The following is an 18963-nucleotide window of genomic DNA, read 5'->3' as shown; positions in this document are numbered from 1 at the left end:
GCCTGCGCCGTCTTCCGTCGACGTAACCATCCACTCAGGACGCTACGTTCCTCGTCGGACAACACCACCGGGGCGACTTTCGGGCTCGGCACGCCCACACTCTACCAACTACCGACGAACTAATGACTCAGGACACTAGCGAACCGCGACATCGGGCACCTTCTCCGCACCGGAGGTCGACGTGCGCACGGGCTTCGGCGCGGACCGCCCGCGCCGCCGGTAGCGCCACAGCAGCACGAACGCGACCAACGCCAACAGCAGCGCGAGCGCCGCCCACGGCACGGCGGCGAACGTCGAGGTGACCGACACATCCGGCACCTCGAGTTTCTGGTCGTCCGGCCCCACACTCGGGTCGAGATCGACCTGCGCGGTCAGCCAGCCGGCCGGCAGCACGGCCGGTACCGCGGCGGTCAGCTGGATGGCGTTGCCGGGCAACAACTCCGGCAGATCGGCGTGGACCTCAGCGTCCACTGTGGAACCCCAGGGCGTGCGGACGACGACCTTCTGCTTACCCCGCAGGCGCACGTTCCCGGTGTTGCGCACGGTGTAGGTGACCGTCGCGCTGCCACGCCCGAGCGGGTTCCAGTTCGTGCGGTAGTCGCCGGCCATGCCCTCGACGGCCAGCCCTGGCCGCAGCTCGCCCGCGACCCGCAGGTACACCCGGGCGCCCACTCGCTGGTCCACCCGCACCTTGCTGCCGTTCGCGCCGGTCTGCTCGGTGACGAGTGACGCGACGATCCCGCCGGTGTGGTCGCCGGGGGTGGCGTCGGCCGGCACGGTGAGCGTGAACGGCACGATCACCACGGACCGGGCACCCACCACCACCGTGGTCGTCTCCGGCTTGGTCCACGCACCGACGTCGGTGGACGGGCGACCGGCGGGGAGCAGGTCGAGGCCGCCTTCCGAGGTGTTGAACGCGTCGCTCGCGTAAACCTGGAGGGTCAGCGGCGCCAGGCTCACGTTGGACACGGCGACGTAGTCCCGGACGACCGCGCCGGGAGTCGCGCCGTAGGTGAAGCGGGCGCGGTTGTCCGGGGCGTCCTGGGTCGCCGGCCGGATACCGAAGGTGATCTGCTCCTCGGGCGTCCCCTCGGGCTGCGCGGCGGTGACCGGGGCCGAGGACAGGAGGGCGAGCGCGGCCACGAGCGCGGCGGATGCGAGGCGGGGCGGGGAAAAGCGCATGGGTGTCCAATCGGGACGGTGACCGCCGGCCGGGACGAACCCGGCCGGCGGCGGTGCCGTACTAGATGGCGGTGAGGGTGAGGACCGCGGTGTAGGTGCCCGCCACCGTGGAGGTGGGCACGTTCAGCGCGATGTCGGCGGACAGGTGGGCGGTGCCGTTGCCACCGGCGGCGGCGGCCGTGGCGAGCGTCCGGCTGGCCGCGAGACCGAAACCGGACGGCGCCGCGACACCCGGCGCGAGCGCCGCGGCCGGTGCGACGACCGGACCCGCGGTGATGTTCTGCGCCGCGAGCTTGTCCACGACCAGCGGCGACCAACCGAGGTTCGCCCCGTTGATCGCGTGGGACGCGCCGTCGGAGAAGTCGCTCACCTGACCGGACACGCTCCACCCGGGGTTGCCGGCCCGGGTGTCGGTGACCGTGATCGGGTTGAGCGAGCCGCTCGTGGTCAGCTTGGTGGCATCCGGCGTCAGCTGGGGCGACGGGAGGACCACGTTCTGGTTCTCGACGCTGATCAGCAGCTCACCGGCCAGCACCGTGGTGGTGATGTTCTCCGACGCGGACACGCCGGTGAACGCGGTGACCTCCAGCGCGACCGCACCCGACTGCGACGCCGCGAAGGCCGCCGGGTCGGCCGGGACGAACTGGGCCGTGAACGAGTGCGCGCCCACCGCGAGCGAACTGGCCACGAACGTGGCCGTGCCGCCCGACAGGGCCACCGGGGAGCCCAGCGCGCCGCCGTTGTCCCGGAACTGGATGGTGCCCGCCGCGCCTGCCGGGGAAACCGACCCGGTCAGGGTCACCGGCTGGTACTGCGCCACCGAACCGGTCGGGTTCACCGACAGCGCGGTCGTCGTCGGCGTCGCCACCGGCGCGGTGACCTGGTAGGACACGGCCGGCGATGTCGATCCCGAGATGTTCGCCGAGGATCCGGTGAACACCGCGGTGAGCGAGTTGGCCCCGACCGGCAGCGCGGACGTGGTCAGCGACGCCGTGCCGCCGGAGACCGCCACCGGCGAGCCGACGTTGGTCGTGCCGTTCTTGAACTGCACGGTGCCGGCGGCCGAGGACGGCGTGACCGTCGCGGTCAGCGTCACCGGGGTGCCCTGGCTGACCGGCGCGCTGGGCGACACGCTCAGCGCGGTGCTGGTCGTGACCGGAGCGTTGGGGTCGGTCGTCTGGTAGGCCGTCGGGCTGGTGAAGTACAGCGACGCGGTGAACGTGCCCTTGACGTCGCCGGAGAACTCGTCGACACACCGCGCGATGACCGGGTACTCCCCCACCACCAGCGTGGTGCCGAGGTCGGCGGCGGCGTCCTTCATGGTGACGCCGAAGAAGATGTCGAACGAGCCGGAGGTGGAGAACCCGGCCGAGCCGGTGCTCGTGATCAGGTAACCCGAGGCGAACGCGCCCGGCCCCTGCACGAGCACGTTGTAGGCGTCCGAGTCGCTCGAGCAGCCTGCCGACGTGGTCACCCGGATCGCGGTCAGGTCGGACCCGGAGCCCGGGTTGACCGTCAGCGAGCCGAGGGTGCCCGGCGGCGGGGCGGCCAGGGCGACCCCGGTGGCGCCGAGCAGTGCGGCCGTCGTCGCGGCGAACACCAGCGCGCCGGCGCCGATGCGGCGGAGCAGCTTGCCTTTCCGCACGGTGGATCTCACTTTCTTGTCGCGCTGTAAGGAGAAGAGGCTCATGGGGTGCGGATCGCGGTCGAGCCGCAGTCGGGGTTGGTGCCGAAGCCGTAGCGCTTGATCGTGTCGGCGTTGGTGCACACGAGCGAGCCGGGGCCGACGAACACCGTGCTGTAGGGGGCGTTGCCCTCCTGCGCGGTCGGGATCACGTTGTAGACCGCACGGTCCATGGTGGACGAAGTGTTCAGGACCGCCGGAGCGACGCCGTTGATCTGCCCGAGGATGGTCTTGCCGTGCACGTCCGGCACGACCACGTTGATCTGTGAGAGGTACTGCGCGATCGAGTACGGCGCGATGTGCTTCGGGTCGGTCAGCAGCGTGCCGGTGTTCTCCAGCAGCGGCGCGCCGGTCGCGTCGACCTGCTTGACACAGTTGTGTGCCGGCTGGGTGGTGAAGTCGGCCGAGTCGGTGAAACCCAGCTCCCGCAGGAAGAACTGCCGGGTGCCGGAGCCGAACTGCGGCAGCAGCGGCAGGTAGTTCGCGCCAGCCGCGCAGTTGTAGATGGTCTGCAGCTGCGCGATGGTCAGCCGCTTGGAGATCGCGCTGTCGGAACGGACCGCGTAGCTCACCGCGTCCGTGGCGAAGGGGACGTAGGTCAGCCCGGCGCCCGGGAAGCTGGCCGAGCTGTTGGACGACGAGCGGGCGAACTGCACGCAGCCGTTGCCCGCCTGCTGCGACGCGATGAGCGCGTTGACGCCGTTGCCCGAGCCGGAGGGTCTGTTGATGGTGCAGCCCGGCGTGGTCGCCGGGTCCTTGGTCGTGATGGTGGCCGAACCGCTGGCGTCGTAGGAGCCGATCACCTTGGTGCCGTTGATCGTGACGACCTCGGACAGGCCGTTCATCACGTGTTCGGTGGTGTCCGACCCGACGCCGGCGAGCCCCCGGTACTGGGGCGTGCCGGTCGGGTCGGCGCCGGCGGTGCCGGTCGTCAACCCGGCGGCCGCGAGCAGGGCGCCCACGGCCAGCACGAACCTTCTTTTTCGCACTGCTGTGTATCCTTTGCAACGCAGGACATGCTCGGGCGGGTGCCCGGGCACCGCCGGGCGACCTGGCTCGTGACCCCGGCGTCTTGCTCGAACACGCTGTCCGGTCGGATGGGCTGGAGCGCCAACTCCGCCTCATCCGCCGGCGGCATCACCTCGCCTTCCCGTGCTGAGGCGCACGAGCACCGGCGACGACGCGGCCGCCAGCCCGCCACCGATCAGGATCGCCGCGAGGACGTAGCGGATGACGCCGAGCGGTGTCGCGGGGGTGCGCCGGGTCTGGGCGACCGGTACCTGGTCGCGGCCGGGTGGTCCCTGGTCCTGGGTCGGGGCGGGCGCGTTCGCTCCGGGCAGCGGCACGCCGTCCGGGCCGACCGCGCCCGTGCCGGCGCCGAGGTCGCCGCCGCCGTGCATGTCACCGGGCTGCCCGGCGGGGTCGACGGCGGTGACACGCCAGGCCTGGTTCTCGATGGAGGTCGCGACCCGCAGGGTCTGTTCACGCAGCGCGTTCGGCAGCGGGGCATAGCCGTCGGGCAGCTGACCCGGTTCGAGGCCCGGTTCCTGGCCGGGGCCGGCGGCGTAGCGCAGGAAGCTCGCGTAGTCCTTGCCCGCCGCCTGGGTCAGCAGGTTTGGTGCGGTGGCCGCATAGGTGACCGAGGTCAGCGGGTAGGCGGTGGACGCCGTCGTGGCCGGGTTCGGCGCGAGCACCCCGGGCACCGAGGACGGGGTCATCGTCGCGACCGAGGACAGCAGGCCGTCGGCGGTCGGGCCGACGAACGTGCCGGCGTTGTTGCGCAGCCGTGCGGTCTGCAGCCCGTAGCGCGCCGCGGTGGCGGCGTCCACCACCGCGAGGAGCCCGTGCCGACCCGGCGACTGGCGGTCTGTTTTGGACAGCTTCGGGGTGCCGTCCGGGTTGGGCGTGCCGCTGGCCGTGCGGCCAAGGGAGTCGCCCCGGCCGATCGCCCGGCCCGCCTCGTGCATGTCGTTGGCGAACGGGTGGGCGTCGAGGGTGCAGAAGCGGAACCGAGGGTCGGCCTCGTAACAGGTCTGGTCGTTGCGCGGGAACGTCGGCGCCGGCAGCGTCAGGTTCTTGTTGTTGGGGTTGACGACCATGCCGTGCTCGTCGGGAGCGCCGGCGAGGAACGTCTTCGCGTCCGCGTCGCCGAGCACCCAGCGCCACAGCAACGCGTTCGCGTCCTGTGTGGGCAGTGCGACGAGCGCGTCGGAGATCGTCGTCCAGTACTGGGATCCCTTGTAGGACGGGTTGAGGTCGAGGAACTCCGGGTCGTCGGCGAGGCCGGCGGGGTTGCCGGCGATGTGGTCGGTGTTCCCGACGACCGAGCCGCGGTAGGACTGGGTGAGCAGCTTGGCCACGAGTCGCGGCGTGAGCTTCAGGTCGGTGAACCGTTCGCCGTCCCGGAGCTTGTCCTCTTCGCTCGCGTCGGGTGGGACCTGCCGCTCGATGTAGTAGGCGACCGTCAGGCCCGACACCGCGACCGGCGCGTAGACCAGCGGGCGGTCCGGCCGCTCGTCGTCCGGTGGCACCGGCTCGGACAGCATCGCGAGGCCGGGGTCGTCGGACTGGAGCAACTGGTTGCGCACCACGTCGTCGGAGAGCTGGGTGAGTCCGAACAGCGCGCCGCCGCGCGTGCACAGTGCCGGCTGCCAGCGGCTGACCGCCTCGACGGCGAGTTCGTGGCCCAGCAGACGGCGTTCCGCCGCGCCGAGCGGGCAGGCCGACCCGACCGGCTGGAAGTCCAGTCGCACGGCGATCCGGTTGGCCCAGTTCGACGCCGACAGCGGCGAGGACACCAGCTCCCGCGCGGACTGGTCCGATCCGTCCACTTCGGACGATCCACGTGGGACGACGACCAGCCAGCAGGACCGGCCGCTGGTCGTGTTCCCGCTGCGGACGGGTTCTCCGCAGCCCAGGCCGGGCGACTGGCGGGCGGTCTGCACCTCGAAGGACTCCACGCCGGCGCCGTTGGCCCTGGTACGGGCGAGCGGGATCTCGTTGGTGAGCTGCGCGTCGATGAAGTCGCTGCGGCCGGTGTAGGCGGGCTTGGCGGGGTTCGGTTCTGGCGTGCCGTACGCCCAGAACGGGACGAACACGTTCTCCCGTGACTCGTCGACGTCCGGGGTGTCCGGGTCGTCGCCGGGCCGCAGCGGTTCGGCGGGGTCGACGAGCCCGGCGTAGTTGACCTGCCGGGACCGCACCCACGCGCCTGCGGCCGGGGTGGACTGGGTGACCGTCCCGCCGAAGAGGCACTGGCTGCGCTTCGGCCCGCCCGCGTCGTCGCCCCAGCACTGCATGATCTGCAGGTAGTTCACCGCGAACTGGCCCGTGTTCGGTTGGGTCGACGCGCCACCGGTCCACGAGACGGTGATCGCCTGGTTGATCAGGTCGCGGGTCTGGCCGACCGTCACCCGCAGGTCCGCGAACGGCCCGGTGCCGGACACGGTGACCGCGGAGCCGCCCAGCTCCTGGGCGGGCGCGGAAGCCGGGGCGAACGCCAGTACGGCCCCCGCGAGCACGAGGACGACAGTCCACAGTGCCCTGCTCATGACTTGCGCCGCTTCCGGAGCGCACGCGCGAGCAGCGGTGGCCCGATGACCAACGAGGTCAGCAATGCCATCGCGAGCACGGCGAACAGAGTGCGGTCCTGCGGCAGGTCGACCGAGACGGGCACCGCGTAGGCGTTCACCGCCGTGCCGCCGGACTCCTCGACCGGAAGCCCGGTGTCCGGATCGATCTCCACCTCGGCACTCGCCGGCGCGGCGCCCTCGGTGCCACCGGCCACCTCGCCCGCGGTGCCGGGTGTTCCGCCGGGCGTCGTGCCACCGTTGCCGGTGTCCCCGCCGCCGTTGCCGACCGGTGTGGCGGCCTGCGCGCCGCCCGTGCCGGTCGCGCACTGCGTCGCGCCCGCCTTGTCACACTCGGGCGGTTGGGGCGCGGTGTTGGCCAGTGTGTTCGTCCCGTCCGGGGAGAACGTGGGGTTGTTGCACTTCTGCAGGTCGTTCTCGTTGAGCTTGTTGGTGGTGCCCGGCACCCGCGCGACCTGGCGGACACCGGCCTTGACCAGGTTCAGCGGCAGCGGCGAGTAACCGAGCGCGTCGGCCTGGCGCTGTCCCTCGCACAGGAAGTAGTAGGCGAACTCGGACAGCGTGCGCCCTTTGGCATCGCTGAAGTTCTGCCGGTTGTCGGTCGGCAGGATCATGTAGCTGTAGCTGGAAAGCGGGTAGCTGCGCGGGTCGGTGTCCCGGTAGACGTTCTGCAGGCGCTGGGTGAGGTCGTCTGGGTTGATCTCCGCCTTGAGCAGTGCGACCGCCACGCTCGTCGCCTTCGGCTCGATGTAGTAGCCGGCCCTGTTGAGCACCTTCGTGACCGGGAAGGCGGCGTTCTTGGCGTAGGAGTACTCGACGTAGGTGATCGCGCCCTCGCTGGAGTCCTGCGCGACGTAGCCGGCCACACCGGTCGACCGGGCCTTGGCCTGCAGTCCCGGCTTGATCGGGTAGTTGGACGTGAACCCGCACTTCGGGCGGCCGCAGAAGGAGTCCCAGACCGACCCGTACTGGTCGGCCATCCAGCGGGTGAACTGCGCGGTGGTACCGGACCCGTCGGAACGCACCACGGGGACGATCTTGCGGTCCGGCAGGGTGAGTCCCGGGTTGTCCTTCTTGATCGCGGGATCGGCCCAGCTGGTGATCTTCAGGGTGAAGATCTTCGCGAGCACCTCGCCGGACAACCTCAGGTTGGTGACCCGGTTCCGCCCGACGTGCAGGTTGTACATGAACGCCGTGCCGCCGGCGACGATGGGCATGTACGCGTAGCCGCGGCTCGACGGCGGCTGGTCCACCACGCCGCCGTCGGTCAGCCCGTACTCGATCTCGGAGACCGCGAAGTCGACGGTGCCGTTCTTGAACTGGTTGCGGCCATCGGACGAGCCGGTGTCGGCGTACTGCACGGTGATGCCGTAGAGGCTGGCCACGTTGCGCCGCCACTGGTCCAGCGCGTTGAAGCTCCACGACGAGCCCGCGCCGCTGATCGGCACGAACCCCTGCGCGGCGGCCGGCCCCGCCGACGCCCCCGCCAGCAGCCCGATCACGATGGCGATGACCGCCAACCTCGCTCTCACGCTCGCTTCTCCCATCTGGCAACGTCCCGAACGGACAATCGATCGCGGCGGCGGCGTTGACGCGCGGAGAGCTGGCCCGCTGGGCGTCCACCGAGGACCCTGGCGAGTGCGAACAGGACGAGCACCACGGCCAGCAACACCGCGGCGGCACCGAACCCGCGGGCGATCATGGTCGGCTCCGGTGAACCGGAGAACACGAAGGTGGCCAACGGAAGCGAGACCATCGGCCCCTCGGTCGGGTCGAGGTTGAGCGTGGAGCCGAAGCCGGCGGTGATCAGCACCGGCGAGGTCTCCCCGATGCCGCGGGCGGTGCCGAGCAGGATCGCGGTCGTGAGCCCGGACCGGGCGGTCGGCAGCACGACGTGCCAGGTCGTGCGCCACTGCCCGGCGCCGAGCGCGAGGGAGGACTCACGCAGCGAGCTGGGCACCAGCCTGATCACCACGTCCGCGGCCCGGATCACGATGGGCAGCATCATCACGCTGATCGCGAGCGCCGCGGCGAGTCCGGACTTGTTCATGCCCAGCCCGAGGATGAGCGAGGCGTACACGAACAGTCCGGCCACAATGGACGGCAGCGCGGTCATCGCCTCGACGATCGTGCGGACGAACCGGGCGAACGCGCCCCGGGTCTCGTTCAGGTACACCGCGCACAGCAGGCCGAGCGGGATCACGACCGTGAGCGCCAGCACGATCTCGATCAGCGTGCCGGTGGCCGCGTGCAGGATGCCGCCCGAGGTGAGCGGGTCCAGCGGTCCGGCGGCGGTCATGTCGGTGACGAAGAAGTTCCCGTGGAACAAGGCGTCCCGGCCCCGCCAGAACGTGAACACCACGATGAACACGAGCGCCAGCAGGGCCAGCAGGGCGAGGCTGTGTACCACCACCGATGCCAGCCGGTCCCGCACCGCGAGCCAACTGTCCTGAATAGACAACAGGAGCGCGTAGACGACCAGGAACAGAAGGTAGGAGACCACGACGAAACCCAGCACACCGCTGATCGGCGCGATCCTGTCGAACAGCAGCGCGGTGAGGCTGACCGCCGCCGCGGCGGCGCCGGCCAGTACGACCAGGTCTCCGGTGCCGCGGGTCGAGGTCGACCGGCGCTCCTCCCGAGTCACCAACTCGACCGTTGGCTCGATCGCCGTGTCCGTCGCCGTCATCCCTCACTCCCCTGGCCCGACCTGGTACGGGCGATGACCGCCGAGGCGGCGAAGTTGATCACGAGCGTGAGAAGGAACAGGGCGAGCCCGGCGGCCATCAGCGCCGCGAGCTCGAACGGGCTGGCCGCACCCCAGCGCAGCGCGATCAGCGCCGAGACCGAACTCGTGCCGCTCTGCAGGATGTGCGGCTGTACCAGGAAGATCGGTGAGATGATCATGAAGACCGCGATCGTCTCGCCCATAGCCCGGCCGAGGCCGAGCATCGTGCCGCCGATCATGCCACCACGCCCGAACGGCAGCACCACCGTGCGGATCATCCCCCACCGCGTCGCGCCGAGCGCGTAGGCGCCCTCCCGCTCGCCCGCGGGCGACTGGACGAACGACTCACGCATCACCGAGCAGATGATCGGCATGATCATCAACGCCACCACGACGCCCGCCGCGAACGTCGAGGACTTGTAGACGGTGATGTCCTCGAGCGGGTTGTCCGGCTCGGCGCCATCGACCGCGAACACCGGTATCCCGCCAAGGTTCGCGGCCATCCAGCGGGCCAGCGGGATCAGCTCCTCCTGCAACAGGACGAATCCCCACAGCCCGTAGACCACGCTCGGCACCGCCGCCATCAGGTCGACCAGGTTGGTCAGCGCGCCACGCAACCGCACCGGCGCGTACTCGGAGATGTACAGCGCGACACCCGCCGCGAGCGGCACCGCGATCAGCACCGCCACAACGGCGATCAACACGGTTCCGGTGAGCACGGCCGCGATGCCGAACCGGTGCGCGTCCGGTTCCCAGCTCTGCTCGGTGAGGAACGACCAGCCGGCTTCCCGCAGTGCCGGCCAGCCGCGCTGGAACAGGAACCACCCGATGGTCAGCATGATCGCCAGCACGAGCACACCGGCGCCCAACAGCACCCCGCGGAACACCCGGTCGGCACCACCGGACGTCGAGGTAACGCGTCTGGCCCCCACCGCGCTACCGGCCATGAGCACTCGCCCTTTCGATCCGTCCGATATGGACGGAGTCAGCGAAGCCGGACGACGTGCCCTGCCGGCGAGCGGCGCGTGAACAGGGGACGAACCGCCGCCGAGGCATCAGAACCAGACAACCTGTACCGCGTCGGCGGAGGCGGTGGCCACCAGATCCACAAAGGCCTGACAGGCCAGCCTGGCACGCAGCCGCCGTTCGTAGCGGATGCCGGACGTCGCGAGGTCCAACTCCTCCGCGCTGATCCGCCACAGCCACTTGCCGGACCCGTTCCGCACGGTGGTGCCGACCGCGTTCGGCAGCCGGTCGCGCAGGTCGCGGATGGCCGCCAGGCAGGCGTCCGCGTCGGTGAAGGTCGGCACCGATCTGGCCATGCTCCGGTTGTTGGCCGACAGGAACCGCCAGGTGAAGTCGACAGTCGTGGATGTCCTACTCACCGCGACGATCTGAAAACGTGCGACGGCCAAAGGGTCCTCCCGCTCCGAACCCCGACCCAGGCATACGGTGAACGTCCACGGTGGACAAGGGGAGTCCACAAGGGAAAGGAGAGGTTGCGCGGGTCCGCACAGGGGACGGCGTGAATGATTCACCCAACGATACCGGGAAGAAGAAAGGCCTCGCCGTGGCTCGGATCAGCCGACGAAGGCGATCTCCGGGTAGAGCGGTGACGGGCCGTCCAGCAGGTGGTCGTCACGACCGCGTAGCCAGCGGTCGAAGAAGGAGGCGACGTGGGCACGCACGGCGGCCACCGCGCGGTCGGGGTCCGCGGTGCCGATCGCCTGCTCGACGACCTCCCGCGGCAACCCGGTCTGCGGCAGGATCGACTCGAGGTCGGTGTAGCTCTGGTGCCGGGCGTCGCGCAGGGTCAGGTCACGGCGCCAGCCGGTGCTGTGCGCCCAGAACGCCCGCCACGACGGCTCGGTCGTGTGGTCGCTGCCCTCCCGGCCCATCAGCATGAACGGCCGGTCAAGACCGTGTGCGGCCACGGGCATCAGGTTCGTCCCGTTCGGTTCCTGGTTGAACTCCAGCGTGCCGTCCATGTCGATGCCCGCCGCGATCCGCCGGTCCTCGTACATGCCCTCGGCGGCGAGAATCCCGCCGGCGGACTGTCCGAGGAACCCCACCCGGCGGTTATCGACCACTGTGGACAGCCCGCGCGGCAGGAACGGGAGCCGGTCCAGCAGGAAACGCGCGTCGGCGACGCGCACGTCCAGGAGCTTCCTCAGGAACGCCGGGACGGCGCCGTCCTGCACGGCCTGCCGCAGCTCCGCCATCACCGGCTCGTTGCCCGTCACCGACCCGTCCGGGAACCGCACCGCAGGCGACTCGTAGGTGTGGTCGATGGTCAGCACCACGTACCCGCGGCTCGCCATCTCCTCGACCAGCGCGGTGCCCCAGGTCCGCGGGTCGCCGGCACCGGGCGAGTACACCAGCACCGGCCGCCGCCCACCGCGCCGGTCGATCGGGGCGCCCTCGTAGGCGTGCGTGCGGGTGCCCGCCCAGTCCACCCGACCGGCCGGGATCTCGAAGTCGGTTGCCCGCGTGGTGTCGAACAACGCGGCCGCCTCGGGCGCCATGTACGGCGCGAGCCGGTGCCCGCGCGTCGACGCCGCCGGGTACCAGGCGCTGACCATCAGCTCGCGGTACGGCTGCGACCGCACCCATGGATCGGGCCGGGAACGATCGACCAGGTGCAGCGACACCGTGCCGATCTGGTGCGGCCCGCTCGGTGCGGGCAGGCTCACGCGAACCGCGGCGGGTTCACTGGCCTGTGCGGGGCCGGCAACGGTGGCCAACACCGACGCCACGACAACGCCATACATGCGAAGAGAAGGCATGCCACCATGCTCGGCCGCCCCGTTCGCCAAAACCATGGTGGCACCACCAGAAATGCGGTTCGGGTTCACCCCACCCCGAGGTGCCGCAGCACGGCCAGCACCCTGCGGTGCTGCCCCTCCGTGCGGGGCAGGTCGAGCTTGGTGAAGATCGAGCTGACGTGCTTCTCCACTCCCCGGTCGCTGATCACCAGCGCCTGCGCGATCCCGGCGTTGGTGTGGCCCTGGGCCATCAGGTCCAGCACCTGCCTTTCCCGAGGGGACAACGACTCCAGCCCGAACTGGGACCGCCTGCCCGCCAGCAGCCGGGACACCACCTCAGGGTCGAGTGCCGTGCCGCCCGCCGCGACCCGACGCAGCGCGTCGACGAAGTCGTCCACCGCGATCACCCGCTCCTTGAGCAGGTAACCCACGCCGGCGGCGTTCCCGGTCAGCAGGTCGGTGGCGTACCGGACCTCCACGTACTGGGAGAACAGCAGCACCCCAAGACCGGGACGCTGTGCCCGCAACGCCACCGCCGCCCGCAGCCCTTCGTCGGTGAAGGTCGGTGGCATCCGGATGTCCAGCACGACCACGTCCGGTTTGTGTTCGGCCACCGCGGCATACAGCGACTCGACGTCGCCGACCGCGGCGGCCACCGCCAGGCCGCGGTCGGTGAGCAGCTGAACCAGCCCGTCTCGCAGGATCACCGCGTCCTCGGCGATGACGATGCGCACGTCGCCTCCCTTCACGCCGGGTTGTCGACGAGACCGGCCAGCGGCAACCGAACCGTCACCGTGGTGGGTCCGCCCCGCGGGCTGTCGAGCGCCAGATCTCCGTCCACCGGCCGGATTCGGCTCACCAGCCCGACCAGACCACTGCCGGCGCCGATGACCGCGCCCCCTCGGCCGTTGTCCCGCACCGCCACCACCAGCCGCTCCCCCTCCTGCCGCACGCCAACCGTAATCTCGTCGGCCGCGCTGTGGCGGGTGGCATTGGTGATCAGCTCCGTGGCACAGAAGTACGCGATGGTCTCGATGGCCGGCGACGGGCGCTGCCGCAGCTCGACATCCACGCTCACAGGTGGCGTGTTGTCGGCGACCATGCTCTCCAACGCCTCGGCAAGACCGAGGTCGAGCATGGGCGGGTGGATGCCGCGTACCAGTTCGCGAAGCTCCCGAATGGCTGTCTCCGCGCCCCGCAGAGCCGTGTCGATCAGCGATCTGGCCTGGTCCGGCCGCTGCTCGTCGAGCTTCTCCCTGGCCATGGTCAACGACATGGCCAGCGCGACCAGCCGTGCCTGCGCCCCGTCGTGCAGGTCTCGCTCGATCCGCCGCAGCGCGGCCGCGGAATCCGCCACCGCCAGTCCTCGGGTCTCCTCCAGTGCCCGCACCCGCGCCGACAGCGGAGCCGGGCCGAGCAACGCACGCGCCGCCACGAGAACGAGCGCCACGAGCCGGCTCCCACCCCAGGTCGACAACCCCAGCACCACGATCCCCACCACACTCGCCCCGAACGCCAACGCCCAGTTGTCGGCCAGGACGTCCCCGTCAGTGACCAGCCACCACCACAGCGGGTAGGTGAGGAACGCGTAGCCGTAGAACCGAAGCACGACCAGCACCGCGAACAGCAGCACCGACAGCGGGGTGTTCAGCAGCACGTATGCCACGGTCCGCCAGCTGTCCGGGCTGGTCAGCCGGCGCCGGAGACCGATCCGGCCCTCTCGTGGCGGCGGTGCGATCCGCACCTGTAACAGCCAGCCCAGCAGCCCGCGGTGAAACCCGCCAAGGCGGCGGACGCCGCCGAGCACCACCACCAGTACCAACAACCCGATGTTGACCACCGACAAGACCGCGCCGGCGGCCAGCAACGCCAGCGTCAACAGCCCGCCGAACACCCCCGGGAGCAGGCCGAGCAGGGCCACCCCGAACTCACCACGCTCCCGCCGCCCGAACGGGGCGCCCAGCACACCGCCGACAACGCGCCACCCCCGGGTCACCATGGCCCCACCGTAGGAACTTCGCCGCCACGACGCGATGGGACAGGCACCCGAACCCGTGGTTCGGATTTTCCACACCCGTACCGGTTCCACCGGTCGGCGCCGGACGCATGGTTCCGGCGCCGACCGCGGCAGCGTCAGTTCGCGTTCTGAGCGGTGTCGATCTCGTCCACCCAGCCGCCGAAGGAGGCCCAGCCGGACCAACCGTTGTTCGGCGCCGTCTGCCAAATGTGCCACACGGCCTTGTCGCTACCCCGGACGAAGACCTCGAGGCGGCCGTCCTGGTTCGAGTTGACCGCCAGCCGGTCTATCCACCCACCGAGGGAGGCCCAGCCGGACCAACCGTTGTTCGGCGCCGTCTGCCAAATGTGCCACAGGGCGTTGTTCGAACCCCTGGCGAAGACGTCCAGGCGGCCGTCCTTGTTCCGGCCGACGGCGAGTTGGTCTATCCACCCGCCGAGGGAGGCCCAGCCGGACCATCCATTGTTCGGCGCCGTCTGCCAGATATGCCACAAGGCGTTGTTCATGCCAATGGCGAAGACCTCGAGCCGGCCGTCCTTGTTGTTACCGACGGCCAGCTTGCTGATCCAGCCACCGAGCGAGGCCCACCCGGACCAACCATTGTTCGGCGCCGTCTGCCAGATATGCCACAAGGCGCTGTTCCCACCCGTGACGAAGACCTCCAGCCGACCGTCCTGGTTGTTGCCGACGGCGATCTGGTCGACGAAGCCGCCGAGCGAGGCCCACCCGGACCAACCATTGTTCGGCGCCGTCTGCCAAATGTGCCACAGGGCGTTGTCCGACCCTCTGGCGAAGACCTCCAGCCGGCCGTCCTTGTTGTTCCCCACCGCGATGCGATCGACCCAACCGCCGAGCGAGGCCCAGCCGGACCAGCCGCCGCCGGGCGACAACTGCCATTTGTGCCACAGGGCGCCGTCCAGACCACGGACGAACACCTCGAGCCGACCGTCCTGGTTGCGTCCGACTTCGAGCAGGTCGAACTTGCCGCCGAGGGGACCCCAGCCGGACCAGCCGTTGTTGGGCGCGGTCTGCCAGATGTGCCACAGTCCTTTGTCGCCGCCGCGGGCGAACACCTCGAGCCGGCCGACCGGTGCGGCCGCCGTGTCCTCTTCCTGCGCGACCGCGGCGGTGGAGGTGACGCCTGTGGTGCCGAGCGTCGTCACCATCGCCAGTGCCGCCAGGAAACCCATTACGCGGCGGCGCCGAACAACCGGTTCGTACGGGTCAACCGACCTTCCTAGCAGCGATCTCTCATCTTCAAATGACCCTGGCTGGACATTCTGTTTCGTCATTCTGCTATTTCCAGTCCGTCTGCCGTGATCGATTTACGTCGATCATTTTTGGTGTGACAGTACGTAGCGATCCTGTCGCGTCACGAGTCGCCTACACAATTACCCGTTCCGGTTGACAAAGAACCCCTGATCGAGTGACTCGACGCGGGGCGGGTAATCAATCGACCACGGATATGTCCGCCTTGTCATGCATGATTTGCGTCGATGATTACCGGCGCGGACATGTCCGGGTCAGCCTTTTGGGTTGAATTCTGTTCCCGCGCGCACCGGCCTGGCGTCTCGGTCGCGACGTGCCGGACAGCACCGTCGGTGCGGTCGCACACGAGGGTGACTGTCCGCGTTTGCGGAGCTAGACTGCGGAGCATGCCGAATCTGCGGATCAGTGAGGCGGCCAGTCTCCTGGGCGTGAGCGACGACACCGTACGTCGCTGGGTCGATCAGGGGCGGCTGCCGGTGGTGCAGGGGGACAACAACCGCATGGCGGTCGACGGACGCGAGCTGGCCGCGTTCGTGCAGCAGCAGGCTGAGGCGCCGGAGTCCGGGGCCACGGTGGCCAGGTCCGCACGCAACAGGATGAAGGGGATCGTCACCGGCGTGGTCAAGGACGGGGTCATGGCCCAGGTCGAGATGCAGGCCGGCCCGTTCCGCATCGTGTCGCTGATGAGTCGGGAAGCCGCCGACGAACTCGGTCTCGAGGTGGGCAGCGTCGCTGTCGCCTCGATCAAGTCCACCCATGTTGTCGTCGAGATCCCGGAGGCGTGATGTCCCGCTCGTTACGTGCCGTCGCCCTCGTGTCGGCCGCCGTGTTGACCTTGGCTGGGTGCGGCTCCAGCGACACCGGCGCGTCGGCGGCGGGAAGCACCGGCGGGGCGGCGGTCAGCGGGGAGATCACCGTGTTCGCCGCGGCGTCGCTGACCGGGTCGTTCACCCAGCTCGGCAAGGACTTCGAGGCCGCCAACCCGGACGCGAAGGTCACGTTCAACTTCGCCGGCAGTTCGGCGCTCGCGCAGCAGATCAACGAGGGCGCTCCGGCCGACGTGTTCGCCTCGGCAGCACCCAAGAACATGACCGACGTGACCGGCACCGGCGCGATCACCGACGACCCGGTCACCTTCGTGACCAACACCCTCGAGATCGCCGTGCCGGCCGGTAACCCCGGCAAGATCACCGGGCTCGCCGACTTCGCCAAGGCGGATCTGAAGATCGCGTTGTGTGCCGAGCAGGTGCCGTGCGGCGCGGCGGCCAAGAAGGTCTTCGAGGCCGCCGGCATCACCCCGGCCCCCGACACGCTGGAGCAGGACGTCAAGGCCGTGCTGTCCAAGGTTTCCCTCGGTGAGGTCGACGCGGCCCTGGTGTACAAGACCGACGTCAAAGCCGCTGGCGACAAGGTGGAGGGCATCGAGTTCCCCGAGGCCGACAAGGCCGTCAACGAGTACCCGATCGCCGCGTGCGCGAAGGCGCCCAACCCGGACGGGGCGAAGGCGTTCGTCGAGTACGTGCTCTCCGACAAGGGCAAGGCCGTCCTGACCAAGGCCGGTTTCGGCGCGCCGTGACCACACGCGTACGGGCACGGCGAGGGCGGCTTCCGCTCGTCCTCGTCCTGCCCGCGCTGCTCGGACTGGCCTTCCTCGTCGTCCCGCTGGCCGGGCTGCTGGTGCGCGCGCCATGGTCCACGCTGACCGATCAGCTGTTCAGCGAGGAGGTCGGGCAGGCGCTGACCCTGTCGCTGGTGTGCGCAAGCCTCGCCACGCTGGTGTGTCTCGTGCTCGGCGTCCCGCTGGCCTGGCTGCTGGCCCGCAGCGACCTGCCCGGCCGGGGAGTGCTGCGCGCGCTGGTCACCGTCCCGCTGGTGCTGCCGCCGGTGGTCGGCGGGGTGGCGCTGCTGCTGGTTCTCGGCCGGCGCGGGCTCGTCGGCCAGTACCTCGACGCCTGGTTCGGCATCTCCCTGCCTTTCACCACCTCCGGGGTGGTGCTGGCCGAAGCCTTCGTGGCCATGCCGTTCCTCGTCATCTCCGTCGAAGGCGCCCTGCGCGGGGCCGACCCACGCGACGAGGAGGCCGCCGCCACGCTCGGCGCGTCCCGGTGGTTGACCTTCCGCCGGGTCACGCTGCCGGCGGTCGCGCCCGGTGTCGTGGCCGGCACGGTGCTGTGCTGGGCCCGCGCCCTTGGCGAGTTCGGCGCCACCATCACGTTCGCGGGTAACTTCCCCGGCAAGACCACCACCATGCCCCTGGCCGTCTACCTCGCGCTGGAAACCGATCCGGGCGCCGCGATCGTCCTGTCGATCGTGCTCCTGCTGCTGTCCGTGACCGTCCTGGTCAGCCTGCGCGACCGTTGGATCAGCACCCCGTCATGACCCTCCACGCCGACCTGACCGTCACCCGCGACTCCGGGTTCCGCCTCGAACTCGAGCTGACCATCACCCCGGGCGAGGTCGTCGCGCTGCTGGGCCCCAACGGCGCCGGCAAGACCACGGCACTGCGTGCGCTCGCCGGGCTACTTCCCATCACCGGCGGGCATGTCCGGCTGGGCGACGAGGTCTGGGATCTGCCGCCGAACGTGTTCGTGCCGGCCGAGCACCGGCGAATCGGCGTGGTGTTCCAGGACTATCTGCTGTTCAACCACATGACCGCGCTCGACAACGTGGCCTTCGGGCTTCGTGCCCGCGGCGCGTCCCGCGCCGACGCCCGCGCCACCGCGCAGGCGTGGCTGGACAAGGTCGGTCTCGACGGGCATCGACACAAGCGGCCCCGTGCGCTGTCCGGCGGTCAGGCCCAACGCGTCGCGCTCGCCCGAGCACTGGCCACCGAACCCGGCCTGCTTCTCCTGGACGAGCCGCTCGCCGCGCTCGACGCCAGCACCCGCGTGCACATCCGCGCCGAACTCGGCCGCCACCTACGGGAGTACCCCGGCCACACGCTGCTCGTCACCCACGACCCGCTCGACGCCATGGTGCTCGCCGACCGGCTCGTCATCGTCGAACACGGGGCGGTCGTGCAGCAGGGGTCGCCCGCTCAGGTCGCCCGCCAACCCCGCACCGACTACGTCGCACAGCTCGTCGGCCTCAACCTGTACCGCGGCACGGCGGACGGCACCACAGTCACCCTCGACAGCGACACCGGCGGCGAGTTCACCGTCGCCGAACCCGCCACGGGGCCGGTGCACGTCGCGTTCCCGCCGAGGGCCGTCAGCCTGCACCCCGAACCACCCGCCGGCAGTCCACGCAACAGCTGGCCCGTCACCGTCACACACATCGAGCAGCACGCCCACACCGTCCGCGTCCGCCTCGACGGCGCCCCGCCCGTCCTCGCCGACGTCACCCCCGCCACCGTCGCCGAACTCCACCTCGCCCCCGGGACACCGCTGTACGCAACGGTCAAAGCGACCGAAACCACCACCTACCCCACCTGATGAATGATCGGTTCTACGTAATCTGTGGTCACGGATAGACGGCCCTTCAGCGTGCACCAAATCGACCACTTGAATCCACTGTAGACAGAGCCATCGCGGCGGACGCACACCAATCGGAAACGACTGGGCCCACTGCGTGACTTGCCTGGTCAGGGCTGCGCACTGGGTATAAACTCGCGGGTTCATCTTGGATGTTGGAATTCGGGATGAGCACTGGATGTCCGCGTGCCTCGGGGACACGCGTGGGAGCCGCGCGACGACTTGCCACAGTTTGGCATACCAGCGCCAAACAAC

General features: G+C 70.1%; 16 protein-coding genes. 4 read left to right on the top strand and 12 right to left on the bottom strand.

The features are described 5' to 3' along the window. Nucleotides 1-135: 135 nt before the first annotated feature. The 12 genes from VF106_RS48495 to VF106_RS48440 form a co-directional block, all read right to left on the bottom strand. The gene (locus VF106_RS48495) at nucleotides 136-1182 is read right to left on the bottom strand and encodes a DUF916 domain-containing protein (protein WP_330846909.1); all 1047 of its coding nucleotides are present in this window, start codon (nucleotides 1180-1182) and stop codon (nucleotides 136-138) included. A 61-nt stretch (nucleotides 1183-1243) separates the two neighbouring features. Beyond that, nucleotides 1244-2827 (bottom strand): Ig-like domain repeat protein, encoded by a 1584-nt coding sequence (locus VF106_RS48490; RefSeq protein ID WP_330846908.1) that lies wholly within the window; start codon nucleotides 2825-2827, stop codon nucleotides 1244-1246. A gap of 41 nt (nucleotides 2828-2868) precedes the next feature. Then, the gene (locus VF106_RS48485; RefSeq protein ID WP_330846907.1) at nucleotides 2869-3855 is read right to left on the bottom strand and encodes a hypothetical protein; all 987 of its coding nucleotides are present in this window, start codon (nucleotides 3853-3855) and stop codon (nucleotides 2869-2871) included. Between the two features lie 132 nt (nucleotides 3856-3987). Then, entirely contained in the window at nucleotides 3988-6417 is a 2430-nt protein-coding gene (locus tag VF106_RS48480; protein ID WP_330846906.1) for a hypothetical protein, read from the bottom strand. Continuing rightward, nucleotides 6414-7988: a phosphate ABC transporter substrate-binding protein PstS gene (gene pstS / locus VF106_RS48475; protein ID WP_330846905.1), complete on the bottom strand. Its 1575-nt coding sequence runs from the start codon at nucleotides 7986-7988 to the stop codon at nucleotides 6414-6416. The genes VF106_RS48480 and pstS overlap by 4 nt, the downstream gene beginning before the upstream one ends. Next, nucleotides 7985-9145: a phosphate ABC transporter permease PstA gene (gene pstA, locus VF106_RS48470; protein WP_330846904.1), complete on the bottom strand. Its 1161-nt coding sequence runs from the start codon at nucleotides 9143-9145 to the stop codon at nucleotides 7985-7987. The genes pstS and pstA overlap by 4 nt, the downstream gene beginning before the upstream one ends. After that, nucleotides 9142-10131: a phosphate ABC transporter permease subunit PstC gene (pstC, locus tag VF106_RS48465; RefSeq protein ID WP_330846903.1), complete on the bottom strand. Its 990-nt coding sequence runs from the start codon at nucleotides 10129-10131 to the stop codon at nucleotides 9142-9144. The genes pstA and pstC overlap by 4 nt, the downstream gene beginning before the upstream one ends. A 108-nt stretch (nucleotides 10132-10239) precedes the next feature. Further along, the gene (locus VF106_RS48460) at nucleotides 10240-10569 is read right to left on the bottom strand and encodes a hypothetical protein (RefSeq protein WP_330846902.1); all 330 of its coding nucleotides are present in this window, start codon (nucleotides 10567-10569) and stop codon (nucleotides 10240-10242) included. 195 nt (nucleotides 10570-10764) lie between these two features. Then, nucleotides 10765-11970 (bottom strand): alpha/beta hydrolase, encoded by a 1206-nt coding sequence (locus tag VF106_RS48455; protein ID WP_330846901.1) that lies wholly within the window; start codon nucleotides 11968-11970, stop codon nucleotides 10765-10767. 65 nt (nucleotides 11971-12035) lie between these two features. Next, nucleotides 12036-12683 (bottom strand): response regulator transcription factor, encoded by a 648-nt coding sequence (locus tag VF106_RS48450; protein ID WP_330846900.1) that lies wholly within the window; start codon nucleotides 12681-12683, stop codon nucleotides 12036-12038. An 11-nt stretch (nucleotides 12684-12694) separates the two neighbouring features. Beyond that, nucleotides 12695-13948, bottom strand: a complete 1254-nt coding sequence (locus VF106_RS48445; protein ID WP_330846899.1) for a sensor histidine kinase — start codon at nucleotides 13946-13948, stop codon at nucleotides 12695-12697. Nucleotides 13949-14082: 134 nt separating this feature from the next. Next, nucleotides 14083-15156 carry a PLL family lectin gene (locus tag VF106_RS48440; RefSeq protein ID WP_330846898.1) on the bottom strand — a complete coding sequence of 358 codons (1074 nt, stop codon included), beginning with the start codon at nucleotides 15154-15156 and terminating at the stop codon, nucleotides 14083-14085. Between the two features lie 465 nt (nucleotides 15157-15621). Here VF106_RS48440 and VF106_RS48435 point away from each other — a divergent pair, with 465 nt between their 5' ends. From VF106_RS48435 to VF106_RS48420, 4 genes are read left to right on the top strand one after another with little or no spacing between them, the layout of a single operon-like run. After that, the gene (locus tag VF106_RS48435) at nucleotides 15622-16020 is read left to right on the top strand and encodes a TOBE domain-containing protein (RefSeq protein WP_330846897.1); all 399 of its coding nucleotides are present in this window, start codon (nucleotides 15622-15624) and stop codon (nucleotides 16018-16020) included. Further along, nucleotides 16020-16811: a molybdate ABC transporter substrate-binding protein gene (gene modA, locus VF106_RS48430; RefSeq protein ID WP_330846896.1), complete on the top strand. Its 792-nt coding sequence runs from the start codon at nucleotides 16020-16022 to the stop codon at nucleotides 16809-16811. The genes VF106_RS48435 and modA overlap by 1 nt, the downstream gene beginning before the upstream one ends. Next, nucleotides 16808-17614, top strand: coding sequence for a molybdate ABC transporter permease subunit (gene modB / locus VF106_RS48425; RefSeq protein ID WP_330846895.1), 807 nt, complete (start codon nucleotides 16808-16810; stop codon nucleotides 17612-17614). The genes modA and modB overlap by 4 nt, the downstream gene beginning before the upstream one ends. Continuing rightward, nucleotides 17611-18669 carry a sulfate/molybdate ABC transporter ATP-binding protein gene (locus VF106_RS48420; protein WP_330846894.1) on the top strand — a complete coding sequence of 353 codons (1059 nt, stop codon included), beginning with the start codon at nucleotides 17611-17613 and terminating at the stop codon, nucleotides 18667-18669. Before modB ends, VF106_RS48420 begins: the two co-directional genes overlap by 4 nt. Nucleotides 18670-18963: the final 294 nt, after the last annotated feature.

The organism is Actinophytocola sp. (assembly GCF_036378875.1).
Classification (GTDB): domain Bacteria; phylum Actinomycetota; class Actinomycetes; order Mycobacteriales; family Pseudonocardiaceae; genus Actinophytocola.
Note: the sequence above shows the minus strand (reverse complement) of the source record. Positions and strands in the feature narration are given on the sequence as shown.